The sequence below is a fragment of the Streptomyces sp. NPDC002845 genome, from assembly GCF_053591955.1.
This window is the reverse complement of sequence record NZ_JBSFUU010000141.1, coordinates 1-14,491: the sequence shown is the minus strand read 5'-3', so window position 1 is coordinate 14,491 and position 14,491 is coordinate 1. Positions and strand designations below refer to the sequence as shown.

The 14,491-nt window shown below is 67.6% G+C and carries 13 protein-coding genes and 2 pseudogenes; 11 read left to right on the top strand and 4 right to left on the bottom strand.

Going from position 1 to position 14,491, the window contains the following annotated elements; genetic code table 11:
- The 6 genes from ACWD3C_RS46325 to ACWD3C_RS46300 all read left to right on the top strand — a co-directional run.
- Positions 1-276, top strand: a 276-nt coding sequence (locus ACWD3C_RS46325) for a hypothetical protein (protein ID WP_451154476.1), incomplete at its 5' end; no start/stop codon positions are given.
- Between the two features lie 328 nt (positions 277-604).
- Complete coding sequence (locus ACWD3C_RS46320) at positions 605-1,021, top strand: hypothetical protein (protein WP_451154474.1); 417 nt, start codon at positions 605-607, stop codon at positions 1,019-1,021.
- Positions 1,018-1,965: a hypothetical protein gene (locus ACWD3C_RS46315; RefSeq protein ID WP_451154472.1), complete on the top strand. Its 948-nt coding sequence runs from the start codon at positions 1,018-1,020 to the stop codon at positions 1,963-1,965. Before ACWD3C_RS46320 ends, ACWD3C_RS46315 begins: the two co-directional genes overlap by 4 nt.
- 619 nt (positions 1,966-2,584) lie before the next feature.
- On the top strand, positions 2,585-3,334 hold the full coding sequence (locus tag ACWD3C_RS46310) for a hypothetical protein (RefSeq protein WP_451154470.1): 750 nt from the start codon (positions 2,585-2,587) through the stop codon (positions 3,332-3,334).
- A gap of 6 nt (positions 3,335-3,340) precedes the next feature.
- Positions 3,341-4,204 carry a hypothetical protein gene (locus ACWD3C_RS46305; protein ID WP_451154468.1) on the top strand — a complete coding sequence of 288 codons (864 nt, stop codon included), beginning with the start codon at positions 3,341-3,343 and terminating at the stop codon, positions 4,202-4,204.
- Positions 4,197-7,385 (top strand): CHAT domain-containing protein, encoded by a 3,189-nt coding sequence (locus tag ACWD3C_RS46300; RefSeq protein ID WP_451154466.1) that lies wholly within the window; start codon positions 4,197-4,199, stop codon positions 7,383-7,385. Before ACWD3C_RS46305 ends, ACWD3C_RS46300 begins: the two co-directional genes overlap by 8 nt.
- 572 nt (positions 7,386-7,957) lie before the next feature.
- On the opposite strand, the gene ACWD3C_RS46295 is transcribed toward ACWD3C_RS46300, so the two are convergent.
- Entirely contained in the window at positions 7,958-8,875 is a 918-nt protein-coding gene (locus tag ACWD3C_RS46295; RefSeq protein WP_451154464.1) for a LysR substrate-binding domain-containing protein, read from the bottom strand.
- A 79-nt stretch (positions 8,876-8,954) separates the two neighbouring features.
- Here ACWD3C_RS46295 and ACWD3C_RS46290 point away from each other — a divergent pair, with 79 nt between their 5' ends.
- The gene (locus tag ACWD3C_RS46290; protein WP_451154462.1) at positions 8,955-9,698 is read left to right on the top strand and encodes a helix-turn-helix domain-containing protein; all 744 of its coding nucleotides are present in this window, start codon (positions 8,955-8,957) and stop codon (positions 9,696-9,698) included.
- Here the strand turns inward: ACWD3C_RS46290 and ACWD3C_RS46285 are convergent.
- A complete protein-coding gene (locus ACWD3C_RS46285; protein ID WP_451154460.1) occupies positions 9,649-10,653 on the bottom strand; it encodes a helix-turn-helix transcriptional regulator in 1,005 nt (334 codons plus the stop codon). The two genes, ACWD3C_RS46290 and ACWD3C_RS46285, sit on opposite strands and share 50 nt — an antisense overlap.
- A gap of 63 nt (positions 10,654-10,716) precedes the next feature.
- On the opposite strand from ACWD3C_RS46285, the gene ACWD3C_RS46280 reads away from it, so the two are divergent.
- The gene (locus ACWD3C_RS46280; protein WP_451154458.1) at positions 10,717-11,106 is read left to right on the top strand and encodes a VOC family protein; all 390 of its coding nucleotides are present in this window, start codon (positions 10,717-10,719) and stop codon (positions 11,104-11,106) included.
- 134 nt (positions 11,107-11,240) lie between these two features.
- Here ACWD3C_RS46280 and ACWD3C_RS46275 read toward each other — a convergent pair whose 3' ends face one another.
- Entirely contained in the window at positions 11,241-11,705 is a 465-nt protein-coding gene (locus ACWD3C_RS46275) for an SRPBCC domain-containing protein (protein ID WP_451154456.1), read from the bottom strand.
- Between the two features lie 197 nt (positions 11,706-11,902).
- Between ACWD3C_RS46275 and ACWD3C_RS46270 the strand changes: the two genes are divergently transcribed.
- The 3 genes and pseudogenes from ACWD3C_RS46270 to ACWD3C_RS46260 all read left to right on the top strand — a co-directional run bounded on the left by ACWD3C_RS46270 (position 11,903) and on the right by ACWD3C_RS46260 (position 13,991).
- Positions 11,903-12,229, top strand: coding sequence for a hypothetical protein (locus tag ACWD3C_RS46270; RefSeq protein ID WP_451154454.1), 327 nt, complete (start codon positions 11,903-11,905; stop codon positions 12,227-12,229).
- 177 nt (positions 12,230-12,406) lie between these two features.
- Positions 12,407-12,946 (top strand): annotated as a pseudogene (locus tag ACWD3C_RS46265) (RNA polymerase sigma factor); the annotation flags it as partial.
- A 295-nt stretch (positions 12,947-13,241) separates the two neighbouring features.
- On the top strand, positions 13,242-13,991 hold the full coding sequence (locus tag ACWD3C_RS46260; RefSeq protein ID WP_451154452.1) for a DNA alkylation repair protein: 750 nt from the start codon (positions 13,242-13,244) through the stop codon (positions 13,989-13,991).
- A gap of 77 nt (positions 13,992-14,068) precedes the next feature.
- Here the strand turns inward: ACWD3C_RS46260 and ACWD3C_RS46255 are convergent.
- Positions 14,069-14,491 (bottom strand): annotated as a pseudogene (locus ACWD3C_RS46255) (haloalkane dehalogenase); the annotation flags it as partial.

Here is a 14,491-nt window from a genome sequence, read left to right as displayed (position 1 = left end):
GTGGGCACACGCCCGCGCAGGCACTATCCCGACGTTTCCGCAGCTCAACCCCTGTTCTCGGCTCATCCGCATGCCCACCAACTGCGGAACTCAGGTCGCAGAGAGCATGCCGCCGAGACCCGCGAACTGAAGGACACCCTGGCCACCTACGCCAACCAGATCCAGGTCCTGACCTTGCGCAACGCCGAACTGGAGGCACAAAACACCAGCCTCCTGGAACGGCTGCGGCAGTGTGGAGACAACGTCGCCGTCCTGTCGTCTCCGTCTTCGCGTTGACTGGAGTGGGTTCTCTGGACGATCGCGCGCTCCTTCATTCAGGTGGTGGGCGTGACCGTAGAGCGGTAACGCCTGCGTACTCGAACGGTGTCGCACTGCGGGAACGTAGATGTTCGGAAGCGAGTCGAACGACATCGATCGCACTCACTCGCGCTGCGGGCTATGGTCAATGGTTTTGTGTAACTTGGCCTGAACGCTGTGAGATTGGCTGGTACGGTGCCTTGGACGGATGGGGGCGAGAGGAGCGGGGAGAACGCGTTGGGTGCGTGCCTTGCCTGCTCTTGATGCCGCCACTGGCTGCCACTTTGATCGACTTGGGGGGCGACGCTTGAACGACGCGGAGATCATTGAGATCGCCAGGATGATCCGGCCGTATCTCGCCGAACTGGTGGGAGATGAGCGCTCCAATGACGTTGATGCCGCCCTTGCAGCGGCCTTAGCGGATGCCCCGACATCCTCTGCTGCGATTGCTCGGTTGAGGGATCTGTTCAGCTCGGAGGAAGCACTGTTGCAGTGGGCCGAGGATGTGCTGGAGCACCCTGCCCAGCTGCCGCCGGAGTTCCACGAGCAGTTCGTACGTGGTGGCCCTGAGTACAGCGGCCTTCCGGGCCATGGTGGCGGTCCCATCCCGGCTGACCGCTTCGTCTGTCCGGTGGATCAGAATTACGTGTGGTATCGGCCGCATGTCGGTGTGCCCGTTCCGGCGTGCAAGGAACACAGTGAGAAGCTCGTCAAAGCGTCGTGATCTCCAAACTCTGGGAGACGGTGAGCGGGAGTCTCGCCCAGCGATGGCTCGCTGCCTCCACCCTTGCGGCGATCTTCTGGTTTGGTGGGTTTCTGGCCTGGCTCTATTCCCGTAAGGACCGGTCAGAGGTTGCTCGTCTTGCCGAAGGGTACGCATCTCAACCCGCTGTGGTTCAAGTCATGCTCCTCCTCGCGATGATGGCGGTTGTAACTGGTTCTGGAATGGTCGTGGGCCGGATGACCGAGCCGGCGCTGCGTATCGCTGAGGGGTACTGGCCGTTGTGGGCCATGCGTCTGTGGTTCAGCCGCGTTGACCGGGCTGCGGATGCTCGTGACCCTCGTGCTGAGCGCTGGCAGGAGTTGCAGGGGCGCATCGCCGCAGCGGATCCGGACCTCACTCCTCAGGATTATGCCGAGTTTCTTCGGCTGGAGCGTCGTCAGCGGTACAAGGCGTCAGCGCCCTTCCGTAGGATGCCGACGCGTGTGGGGGCGATTCTGCGGTGGGCCGAGAGCCGTCCCTTTGACAAGTACGGTCTGGAGAGCGTGGCGGTCTGGCCGCGTCTGTGGCTTGTGCTGCCGGATGCGACCAAGCGGGAACTGGTTGCGGCGAGACGCGCGATGGACGGCTGCGTCGCAGCCGGTCTTTGGGGCGTTCTTTTCATCGGCTTCGCCGCCCTTACTCCGTGGGCGGTCCCTGTCGGGCTCTTGATCACGGTGTTGGCCATGTGCGTGTGGCTGCCCAGCCGAGCACTGCTCTTCGGGGAACTCCTGGAAGCCGCCTTCGACATGCACCGGATCTTGCTTTACCGCCAACTGCGCTGGCCATTGCCGCAGCGGCCGTCTGACGAGCACGCGGCTGGCCTGGCCCTGTCGCAGTACCTGTGGCGGGGCTCGGATGCTACCGAGCCTACCTTCGTCGATCACGATGGCGGAACAGGGGCGTGACAACATGTCAACGGATGCCACAGGTTACTCCGCAGAGGGCGACCCACTGGAGGGGGTCACGCTCGCGGAGACTGTCGTTGCCGCGCTCTCTCAGGCTGCACACAGTACTCCGCCCGGCACGGAGATGACCACGGGACGCGTCCTGGATACCTTGTCCAGGGCGGATGGTTTCGGCCGTTGGGACCTTCTATGGCTGCCGGTGGACAACACGCGTGTATCGGATGCCCCTGATCCCGCAGGGGCTGTGTCTGCCCGGCAGGAGCCCTGTCAGTGGGATGGCATACCTCTCTCCAGGACGCTTGCTTCAGCGTTGTGCCTGCTGCAGCAGCTCTGCCAGCGTTATGGAATGAGCCCGGTACCCCCTGGAGCACTCGCCCTCGTGTTGCTTGCCGACGCCGCAGGTGGTGCTTCGGCAGCAGTGCGGGAGATAACTGGGCTGACTCACGGCAGAGTGCTGGCGATCGTCCAAAGTGACTTGTTGGGCACCACTCTGCCCGGCCTGGAGGAGTTGCTCTCGCCTCCGGCGCCCCCGACGTTACCGACAGGGCAGGAGAATCCGCAGCGGAAATCCGTCCCAGTTAGCAGTACGCGTCCTCCGGTCGCCGCACACGTTGATGATGTGGAGCTCCTTTTCGGGCTGTTGTCCGCGATGGATCTGCAGCACCTTCCAGACAGCGAAGCGATGCGGGCCGTAGCAGAAGAAGCACGGAGTCTGGGGAGCCGTCCGGCATCCGAGGTGAAGGACGCCGCGCGGAGGCGGTTCACGTGCGAGGAGCCCGAGACGTGGCAAGTGCTGTATTGCCTTGCCGTGCGTCCTTCGCCTGCCTGCGCTGCGTTGTTCGGAGTGGTCGGGCTGTCCGGCCCTGAAGTGGCGGTGGAAGTACGGCTGGCAGGTGAGGAACAACGGCAGGGCGCTGCGAACGGCTCGGGGGTAGTTTCCCTGCTACTCGGCCTTTGGACGGTGCTGGAGATCGCCGTCGCGGTATCCATCTTCCTGCACGCCCGTGCGTCGGGCGACTGGTGGGAACTGATCCTGCTGGTGTGGGCATCAGCTAGCCTGCCCTCCGCGCCGGCCTGGTTCAGGGCCGTGTCGCTTCTGCCGCTGTGCATCATCACGGGACCGGTTGCCGGTGGTCTGCGCGTGGCCCAGCTCCTCGTCGGGCGAGTCATGACGCGATGTCAGCGGAACCTTCTGTGGGCACGGACCGGAGTGCGGCTGACTCACTGGCAGACACGGAAGTTCGATCTACGGCACGGCACAGCCGGACCGACCATGCGCAAGTCCGCGGAGCAGCTGGCCGAGTGGCGCACGTACCGCCTGATGCGCCGACTCGCACATGCAGGCCCTGTCGACGAAAAGAACGGGTAGCCCGTCATGACAACTGCTCCCTCCCGGCTGGTCACCCGTCATGCCCGCCTGGTCAACGTGCTGGCCTGGGCGAAAACCGTGGGCATGCTCTGCTCGGGGGCAACTGCCATCTACGGCTTGGTGACGGGTAACTGGATCTGGGCGGCCGTCGGCCTGCTGAGCGCCGTGGGAACTGTGTCCTTCGGTCTGCTGACTTGGCTTGCAGGCGTCGCGGTGGTGATCAGTGGGGCTTGGCCAGCCGGCATTGGCCCGTTCACTGCCGGTGCTGCCATCGGGTTGCTGAGGCTTGTCGCGTACTGGAGCCGACCCGGGCCGTTGGACGAATCAGCTCTGGCTGAGGCAGTTCGACGTCTGCCGGATGAAGCGCGGGACGAAGCCCACGCCGCCGGTGCCCAACGGGTCGACACCAACGTGCTGCTGCGGGCAGCGATGGACGCCGACCCGTACCTGTGGAAGGGGCACCGGCCGGCCCTCGACGGCCCAGTAGGGTCCGAAGGCGGCATGGTCCGTGATACCGGCTGGACCGTCGTAGCAGCTGAGGCGGCCCTCGCTGTCGGCTGCCGGTCCGGCAGCAGTTCTCCGCCGGGTATCCAGCACCTGGCGACCGCGGCGATACTGCTGCCCCATTCCGCGGCCCGAGCCGCGTTCGGAAACGCAGAGGACGCTCTGGTGGCTGCGGAGCACGTGGGGGGCCTCTCCGTGGACGAGATCATCGAGCATGTCATCGAAGCGAGTCGGCGCCCAGGTGGTGAACTGCTGGCTGCCCGTGCGCTACTTCGCGACAGCGGCGAGCACGTGTTACCGGAGGCCCGCTGGCGGGTGCTTCGTTCTCGGACCGACGATTCACCGGATGGGAAAACCCATGCCTGACAAGGACCCCAAGACACGGCTTCCGTCTCCTGGAGCAGCCTTCCTCGCTCAGGTCATGCTGTGGCCGACGCGGACGCGACTGGTGTGGTGGGGGATACGCCCGATGGCCGGCGCTGCGGCGCTGACCGCCGCAGCGTTCAGCGCCGCTGTGGGAGGCGCCTGGGCTGCTGGATTGGCGGCAGCGCTGATCACATTGCTGGTCCGTCCGGTTACCCGGCCCTGGGCCGCGCTACCCGCCGTCATGGCTGTCGCTTTCCTCGTGCCTGCGGCCGGTTTCGCGCTCGCTGTGCGCTGGCTGGCCACTGTTCTCGCGATTCGATGGTCCGCCAGCAACTGGACAGAGGGTTTGCAAGTCGTGCGTGGCGGCCGCCGCGCTCTGCTCGGCTTTTACGACGAGTTCGGCACGGTCGATGAGGAGTGGGCCAAGCTCGCCACGCGAGCATCCGATATGCGGAGGGACCTCGATCTGAAGGATAGCGGCTGGATCTTGGTGCTGGCTGCGTGGTGCGAGGCAGACGTCCGTGTTCTCGCATCGACGACGGCCGAGGTCCTCAGCAGTTTGTGGACGGGTGTTTGGCGCTTCCCGGTGGCACCGGGCATCGCGGTGCACGAGGTCCGGGCCGAGTGGTCCGGCCGCCTGGCTCTGTGGGTTCCGCGTCTCACGGCGATGGGCGCTGCGGCGGGTGCCGTTATGCTGCTGGGTCTCGACCGTCCGGCAAGTCTGTTTGGGGTGTCGCTCCCTGATTGGTCGACGGCTGCGATCGCGGCGCTGGCAGCATGGTGGGCCTTGCAACGAGAGTGGTCGACCAAAACGGTTCTCCGTCTGGTTCTGTGCGGTGTATTGGCCTATGCCGCATACGGCAGGCACATGCTGGGGCCCATCCTGTGCGGCTTGACGGCAGCCGCTGCGGCAGCAAAGCTGCGATCGCTCTTCGAACGACACACCGTGGGTCGGAAGGAGCGCGCTCCGGGGCTGCCATGGTGTCGCGGTTGGCTCGGCGCCCGTCAGACGTGGACTGTCGCTCGGCGGGCAGCGGACGAGAAGAAGACCGATGTCGCACGCACTATCTGGAGCGAACTCGCTGCGAGTTCCCAGACCCCGGCACCGGTCCGATCGGCTGCCGCAGCGGCCCTCGCCTACCTGGCGTTGCAAGACGGAGACACCCAGTCCGCTGTCGAGCACTCCACTGGGGCACTGGGCACTATGCCCGCGCGAACACGTGTAACGCCCCTTGTCAAAGCCACGGCCGGACGCGCTCTGCTAGAGGCCGGAGACAATGAACGGGCCGCAGAACTGCTCAGTGAGGCCATGAGATCGCGCATCGGCCGACGCGACCCGCTGGCACGAGCGGCGCAGGCGAAACTACTCTCCTTCTCCGGCAGTCACGCGCACACGGGCGCACACGCCATGGACTCATCTCCCCGTGCGTCGAGCAGCCTGATCCAGCTCCTCAATCAGGAGATCGCCCGCGCCACAGACGGACAGTATTCACTGCACCACCGTCAGCGCGAGCTGAAGAGTCAACTGCAACACGCGGCGCTGTTCGATGAAGCAGTCAGCGACAAGCAAGTACTCAGGCAATTGAGGCAGACCAGGGCCCACGGCTGGCTGGTTCTCGGTCAGCTCCAGCTGGAACTGGGCCCAGGCTGGCACAGGACCGCAGCACAGTCCCTGCACCGGGCGGTAGAAGGTCTGCCCAGCGGAACGATGGAACACGCCGTGGCCCGGACACTGCGGGGAGCAGCCCTGACCGGACAACAGGCACCCCAGAAGTCCATGGAACTGCTGCGTGACGGAGTACGCGCGATGGAGCAGCACCGTGGCCAACTGACGGCAGGGCGGCACCGTGGCCAACTCATCGGCCGGTATGAAGACGTGTACGCGCGGGTCTTCTCCAGCACCGTGCGGCTCCAGCGAAGCGCCCCCGAAGCCGGCCTTCTTGCCGCAGAACTCGCCGAGTCCCTTCGGCGCAGCGGGCTCGCCCGTGCACTGCGCGAGAGGCAGAAGGATATCGCTCCGCACCTGCAGGAGGAACGAGACCGAATCGCCGCCCTTGAAGAGCAGGCATCCGGGGGGTCAGAGGAGGAACAGCAGGCATGCCGCCAAGCCCTGGAAACAAAGCTGTCCACGGTGTTCGCGTCGGCCTACCTCCCCCGCCCAGTCGACTACACCTCCCTTCGCGCTGCCGCAGGCACGGCCCACATCCTCACCTACCACGTCGAACGCAGTGACTCTGAGCATCTGGTGGGCCATGTGGTGTGGGCACCTCCGGACGCACCCCCGGTGGTCACGTCCTTCGACATCCGGGACGCTGGCCTGCTCGCCCTGCTGGGCAACCAAGGCCATGAGGCACGAAAAGCGGTGATGTCAGCCCGGCAAACTCCTCAGGAACGGCTCCGGTGGCAGCAGATGTGCATGGCGCTCATCCCGCCTCAGGCCCGTACTCAACTCATGAAACATGAGGCCGACTATCCCGCCGACCTACTCATTGTCCCCGACGGGCCCTTGGCGGCTCTGCCATGGGCAGCACTGCGCCTGGACGATGGTCGACTGCTCGTGAAGGTAGCCGTATCCCAGTTGATCCCCACCCTCGATCTACTATCCACTCGTCCACCGCACGAAAATCGCGGACTGGCCGACGTACTCGTCTACCTAGGCATGGGCAACGAGACAGACGACAGTGAGCGTGCCTTCAGCAACAGCTACGCCACCACGACGATCGCAACACGTACCGAGTTCTTCGACTCGCTCATTCGCTCACCGCAAGGCTGCTACCTGGCCGCCCACGGTAGCGGCGAAGGGCTAGGCCAATATGTGAGGTTCGCCGACGGAGACAAGCTCTCAGCTGCCACAGCGCTCACACAACCCTGGCCCCCCTGGGTCGTCTTCGCCTCATGCCTGGTAGGACGAGTAACCCACCGGCAGGGCCAGGAACCGCTGGGTCTCCCGATCAGCTGCCTGCTGGGAGGCGCCGACAGCGTGATCGGCGGAGTGATCGAAGTATTCGGAAGCAAATCCGGCGAGCAGGCGACCCGGGTCGCCGAGCGACTGCGGAGTGGTGAACACCCGGCTCGGGCTCTAAGGGCTGAACAGCTGGCGTCGCTGAGCAGCCGTTCTACCCCAATGCGTCCTTTCGTGTGGGCCGGATTCATCTGCCTGTCCCGCCTCTGCCTTGGCTGAGAGCCTTGAGACACTTCCGGCTGGAACAGGTTGACAGACTGCATAACTCCTTAGTCCACCCAGTACAGGGGCTTCGGGTCGTCATCGTGTGGCCCCTTGTCCAGCGCCGCGGGGTGTTCACGAGTCGCCTTGACGTGCGCGGTGCAGCAGCCCTCCTGGTGATCGTTCCCCGTGCTGCCGAAGATCGTTCCCCACCTGCTTCACGCGACGTTGGCGCCACGAGTGTGAGCGATCAGCGCCTCGGTCTTCCGCTACTCAGATGGAACTCGTAGACACCGGTTGGTGGATCACGGCGACTCGATCACCAGGCCGGTCTCCGTGAGGCAGCCGTCGATCAGGTCCGGACGGAACTGGATCTTCTTGAGCCTGCGCCTGACGATGCGGACGAGGCCGCCCAGCGTCGGCGCGGCTCGGTGGCCGCGGGGATGCGGGTGACCTCGGTGACCCGCGCGCGTCCGCCGGGCGCAGCCCGTCCCGCGTTCAGGGTCCGCCTGACCGTGCGGCCGGGACCGACCGACGACACGGTCTGCGTCGTGTGCGTCATCATTACTCCGACCGCTCGACGGCCTGCCCTAGGCCGCCGGGATGTGCGTGGTGCGACCCTGCCGCGCGGCTGTGCGCAGCGCTGCGACGACGGCCGTGGTCGTCGGGTTCGCGGTCTCGGTGTGACGCGTCGCGGCGAACAGCAGGCGCAGGATCGGACGGTCCTCGATGGGCGCCGTGCGGATTCCTGGTGTGGCCGGGTCGATGGCCGTCCGGGGGACGAGCGCGGTGGCGAGGCCGGCCCGTGCGAGGGCGAGCTGGGCGGCGATGTCGGCGGTGATGTAGCGCGTCGTGGGTGTGAAGCCGGCCTGGTGGCAGGCGTGCAGGATGGCCTGTCCACAGTCCGTGGTCGGCGGCGGCACGGCGAAGCTGTGCGTGGCCAGTTCCCGCAGGGCGACGGGCCGCTCGTCGGCTTGGTCGGCCGCGGTGACGACGAGCAGCGGATCGTCGAGCAGCGGGGAGACCGCGATGCCCCGGGGTGTCGCATCGGGCAGGTGGTGATACCGCTGCCCCAGCACGACATCGACGGTGCCGAGCGTGAGTTCCCGCAATTGCGCCTGGTCGGTGAGAAGACAGGTCACGGTGAGCTGCGGGTGGTGTGAGCTCAGTGCGGTCAGTGCGGGGGCCACGATCCTGGCGACGGTCGACGGCAGCGCGGCGAGGGTGGCGGTGGCGCCGACCGTGCCCTTGACCGCCGCGAGGGCGCTCTCGGCCTCCTGCACGACGGCGAGGATCCGGTCGGCGTGTTCGAGGAGCACCCGGCCCGCCTCCGTCAGTGCCACGGTTCGCCCGTCGGGGCGCAGCAGATCGACTCCCACGTCGTGCCGCAGCGCGGACAGCTGCTGGGACACGGCACCGGCGGACAGCGCCAGTGACTGGGCGGCCGCGGCGATGGAACCGCGGGCGGCGACGGTCTTGAGCATGTGCAGACGGCGGATATCCAGCATGACTCGATAGATTACCTAAAGGGTTTCATCAGAAATCATCCCCTTGACCTATTGAGTCATGGTGAGTGACCTTCAGCGCATGGAAATCTTCGACTGCATCGCCGCGGTTGCCCGGCCCATCCACGATTTCGGTGACGAGTTCATGTCCGACGAGGCGACCGCCGCCGTCGGTCTGCGCGCGGGGTTTCCCCCAGGACGCGGCTTCTACTGCCGCGGACGGTTCGGGGTGCTCGGCGAGGCACCGGCCTCGGTGGTCCAAGCAGTACAGGGCTTCCTCGGCCCCGACCTGGTTACCGCGGGCTGGCTGGCGGGACGGTCCGTGATGCCGGCGGGGGAAGCCGCCGCCTGCTATGCGCAGGCCGTCCGGACGTGGGGGCGCGCCAACATCCCCGCCGACGTCGACGTGGAGCACTTCAACCGCTTGGCACAGCAACTGATCGACGCCGCCGACGCCGACGCACTGCCCCTGTTCGTCGGCTGGCGCGCGCAGCCCCACCCCGCCGACGACCCGGTCGGTGCGGCTATGCAGCGCATACACGTACTGCGGGAACACCGTGGCGCCTGCCATCTGGCGGCGGTGCGCCTGTGCGGGCTGAGCGCCCGAGCGGCCATGGTCGTCAACCTCGGCGTCGAGCAGGCGACCCACTACGGCTGGCAAGAGCCACACCCCGTTGCCGCAACCCTGATCCCCCGATGGCAGCGTGCCGAGCAGCTCACCGACGAGCTGCAGGCGCCGCTCTACGCCACACTGACCGACCAGCAACGTACCGAATTCACCCAACTCGTCCACGCGTTGACCGACTCCCTGGCTGGCCGGTGCTGACGGCTTCGGTGTTGGCTTCCGCGATCGCCCGGATGCGGCGCAGCAACGCCTCGCGTACGTCGTCCGGGGAGATCACCTGCACGGTGGTGCCCAGGGAGAGCAGGTACGCGGCGAGCCGCTCCGCGTCGTGCCCCCCGATCTCGACGAGGGTGGTGTCGGTGCTCCCCGGGGTATGGGTGCCGGTTGTCCACGAGACCACCTGGAGCGCCTCGTCGAGGGGCAGTGGCAGGCGGATCGTCACGTAGAGCGGATACACGACGCTCGCGATCCCCTGGGAGACGAGCCGCGCCGGGTCCGGCGGATCGACGAACTCCACCGCTCGTCCGGTCGATCGTGCCTGGACCACGCGGTCGGCCCGGAACGTGCGCCACTCGCCCCGCGTCACATCGTGGGCGACGAAGTACCAGCGCAGGCCCGTGTATACGAGGCGGTACGGGTCGACGTCCCGGACGGTGGCCCTTCCCCGGTGGTCGCGGTACGACAGGCGGGTGCGCTCACCCTGTCGGCACGCCGTGGCCAGTTCCAGCAGCGTTCCTGGGTCGATCCGGGGCTCGTCGGGCCTGCGGGTGTGCACCAGGGTGGCGTCCAGCTGGGCCAGCCGGTCCGCGAGTCGCCTCGGCAGGGCCTGCCGTAGTTTCAGCAGCGCCGCCAGTGCGGCCTGGTCGCCGCCGAGGACACCGCTGAGGGCGGCCTCCCGCAGACCGACCGCCACGGCCAGAGCCTCTTCGTCGTCCAGGACCAGCGGCGGCATGCGGGCTCCGGGGCCGAGGCGGTAGCCGCCCCAGGGTCCGGGGTCGGACTCCACGTGGTAGCCGAGTTCACGCAGCCGGGCGATGTCACGGCGGACCGTGCGCTCGGTGACCGCCATGCGCTCGGCCAGCTCACGACAGGTCCACGTGGGACGCGCCGCCAGCAGCGACACCAAGCGCAACAGACGCGCGGAGCTACTGATCACATCCCCCAGTGTTCCGCATGACCAGGACCGTATCTGTCCTGGTCCCGTCCTAGCGTTTCCTCCATGAGCACCAAAACCACATCGCCTCCCGCAATCCGCTTCCTCTCCGTCGACTTCGACTGCGCGGACCCCGCGGAGCTCGCCCGCTTCTACGGCAACGCCCTCGGGCTGCCCGTCCTTTACTCCAGCGACGACTTCGTCCTGCTCGGCCGGCAGGGCTCGCCCGGACTCGGTTTCGTCCGGCAGGCCGACTACCAGCCCCCCACCTGGCCGGAGGCGACCCAAGGCAAGCAGGCCCACATCGAACTCGGCGTCGACGACCTGGACGCCGCCCAGGCCCGGATGCTGGCCCTGGGAGCCGTCGAGCCATCGTTCCAGCCACAGCCGGATGCGTGGAGGGTCCTGCTGGACCCGGCGGGCCACCCGTTCTGCCTCTCCACCCATGGAGTCTGACCATCACGTACAGCAGGCTTCACGGCGCTGCCGCGCCACCCCGGAGCTGTCGGCCCGGCCAAGGGCCATGGGAACGGCCGTGACTCACGGCCGCCCCCTCGCGCTTGCTCTTCGGCGGCTCCCAGATCTTGGCACTAGCCCTTGGCCGCCACCCCGCGCAGTGCCGCGAGGGCCGTGGGCCAGGCGTAGGCGAAGTCCTGGCGGTAACCCGCCCCGAGGTCGCCGTGCCGTTCCCAGCCGTGATGGTGGACCTCCACCAGAGTGCCGGCCGCCTGCTCCGTGAACGTCACGGCGACCTCGGTGGCCTGTTCCACGCGGGGGATGGGCACACGATCGGGGCCGATCTGCCAGCTGAAGACCAGACCGCTCGGCGGGCTCCAGTCCAATACGCGGCCCCAGTCCCAGCGCAGCCCGTGGGGGCCGATCTCGTACAGAGCGCCTTCGCTTTGGCACTCGATGCCGATGCAGGTCAAACCATCCGGCCCCGACCAGGAGAAGTCTCTCGGCCACCAGCCGTCGAAGCCGGAGGTGAACAGCTCGAACGAGGCAGGCCGGTCCAGGGGGAGCTCAACCGCAGCTTGCACAGATTCGTGTTCCATGCGTGGACCGTAGACCACGGCACTGACATGCGACGGGGAACAGCTGATCAGCCGCCACGGCGGCCCTTGGCTCCAAGATGCTGCGAGCTTTCCTGTCACAGTCGCATACGCCCCTGTCTCTCATCTCTGTGAGGCGGCCGACCGGGCCACCCGGGTCGGAACGATCCGTGATCGAACGAGACAGAACGGTGCAAACCATGATGGATGAGCAGGCAAACAAGGTACTGGAACTGGTGGTCTTCAAACTGAAGGCCGGTGTCACCCCTGAGCAGCTGCTCGGCGCCGTCGACGCCATGTCGGAGTGGGCCGGCAGGCAGCCCGGTTTCGTGTCGCGGGACTTGTCATACTCGTCGAAGGACGACAAGTGGATCGACGTCGTCTGGTGGCGCAGCCTCAAGGACGCCCAGTCGGCCGCACACGCCGCGGAGACCTCCACGGAGTGTGCGCCGATGTTCGGGCTCATCGACCACGAGTCCGTGCTGATGCTGCACGGGGAGCCGGCCACCGCACCGGCTTCCCGCTGACCCACGACTGGTGCGGGGGCCTGGACGTGAGTCGCGTCCAGGCCCCCGCGGGACGAAGGAGAAATCAGAGTGGGTAACCGGCAGGGGCCCGAAGAGCACTCGGCGGAGAGAGCGGGGAGAGCAGGGAGAGCGGGGAACAACGAGCCCCGTTCCCCTGGCCCGGGCCCGGACGTGGGCATGGATGAGCTCACCGGGGTGGCGCTGGCCGCCCGGGACGGTGACCATGCCGCGCTGGAGACGCTGTGCCGGGCGATGCAGCAGCCGATGTACCGGCTGGCACTGCGGTTCTCCGGAACCCCGGCCGACGCCGAGGACGCCGCCCAGGAGGTGATGATCCGCCTGGTGACGCACCTGGGCTCGTTCGAGGGCCGGTCCCGGTTCACCACCTGGGCGTACACCGTCGCGGTACGCCAGCTGATGCGCACAACGCGGCGCGGGGCCGAGGCGTCGGTCGCGAGCCCGGAGGCCTTCGCCGCGTTCCTCGACCGACACGCCACCGACCCGGCGTTCGAGCCCGCCCGTCATGCCGAGTACCAGGAGCTGCGCGCGGACGTCCGGCTGTCGTGCACCTACGGGATGCTGCTGTGCCTGTCCCGGGAGCAGCGGGTCGCGTACCTGCTCGGTGACCTGCTGCGGTTCACCGACGCCGAGGGCGCCGAGATCTGCGGGACCAGCCGGGCCGCGTTCCGGCAGCGGCTCTCCCGGGCACGCTCGGTAATGCGCCAACTGATGCGCGAACGCTGTGGCCTGGTCCGGGCCGCCAACCCGTACCGCTGCGACCGACTCGTCCGGGCGAGCGTCGACCTCGGTCTGACAGATCCGGCGGATCCCCGCTGGGCCCGCCATGCCGGGGTCACCCTGCCCATCGAGACGACCACCGTCGAGACCGCCGCCCGGGAACTGGACCTCGCGGTCGCCGTGGCCGAGGTCTACCGCTCCGACCCGGCCTCGACGCACCCCCGACGCTGTGGACACGTCTGTCGAAGTCCCTCCCCACCCTCGTCGGGCCCGCATGAGCACCACGGACAAGACCGAGGTCACCGCCCTGCTGGACTCACTGCTGACCGCCGCGGCCGACAAGAGCACCCGGGACCACTGGGAGCGGTACCTGAAAGGCACCGCTCAGTTCCGTGGCGTGCCGATGGCAGGTATCCGCGCCTCGGTCCGCTCCCTCTGGAGGACCCGGCACCTCACCACCTGGTCCGACGCGAACCTGCTCAGTCTGGCCCACCGGTGGTTCGCCCAGCCGATGAGCGAGGACAAGATCGCCGCGACCCTGCTCATCACCGAACACCTCGGCGACCGGCTGCGCAACGACCACATCGACGCACTCGCCCGCCCTCTCGCCCAGGGCTGGATCGCGGACTGGAACGTCTGCGACTGGTACGCCACCAAGGCACTGCACACCTTCCTCACCGCCGACGAGGCGCAACTGAGGCCCCGCGCCGAAGCGGTCGCCGCCTGGTCCCGAGCGCCCGGCCTGTGGCAGCGCCGCGCCGGTGTGGTCGCCTTCGTCAAACTGGCCGGGCGCAGCCCGCACCCCTTCCCGGGCTTCGCCGACATGCTCCTGGACGCAGCCGCCGCGAACCTCGTCAGCACCGACCGCTTCGCCCACACCGGCCCCGGCTGGCTGCTGCGCGAACTCTCCCGCACCGCGCCCGACCGCGTCACCGAATTCATCGGAGCTCACCCCGAGCTGTCACCGGAAGCCGTCCGGATGGCCGGCGCCCGACTCCGCCCGGGCCCCTACCGCCGCCGCTGACGAGACGAGACGCCCGTCCCGGGGTTGCCAGGAACTCCCATGTCCGGCAACCCCGGGAGGGCAGGGCAGGGCACGGGTCAGCCGATCCGCCCGTCGAGAGCATCAAGCCAGCGGGACAGGGCGGCACCGATCTCGTCCGGTGCGTCTTCCTGGACGGAGTGCAGGCCGGACACGGTGATCTCGGTCTGGTTCTTGAACGTGCGCGCGAACTCCCGATCGTCGCCGGTGAGCGCCATACCGGGTTCGGCGTTGACGAAGAGCTTCGGGAAGTCCGTACCGGGCAAGAACGCGCTGTACTCCGCGACGACGGCGTGCACATCGGCGGGTTCTCCGTCGATCGGCACCTCGCGGGGCCAGGTGAGCGTGGGGCGGCGGTCCTCGCCCGGAGTGCGGTAGGGCCGCTGGTACTCGGCGAGTTCGGTATCGGTCAGGGTGCGCAGAATTCCGGCGGGCAGGAAGCCCTCGACGAAGGCGTTCTGCTCGAGAACGAGTTCCTCGCC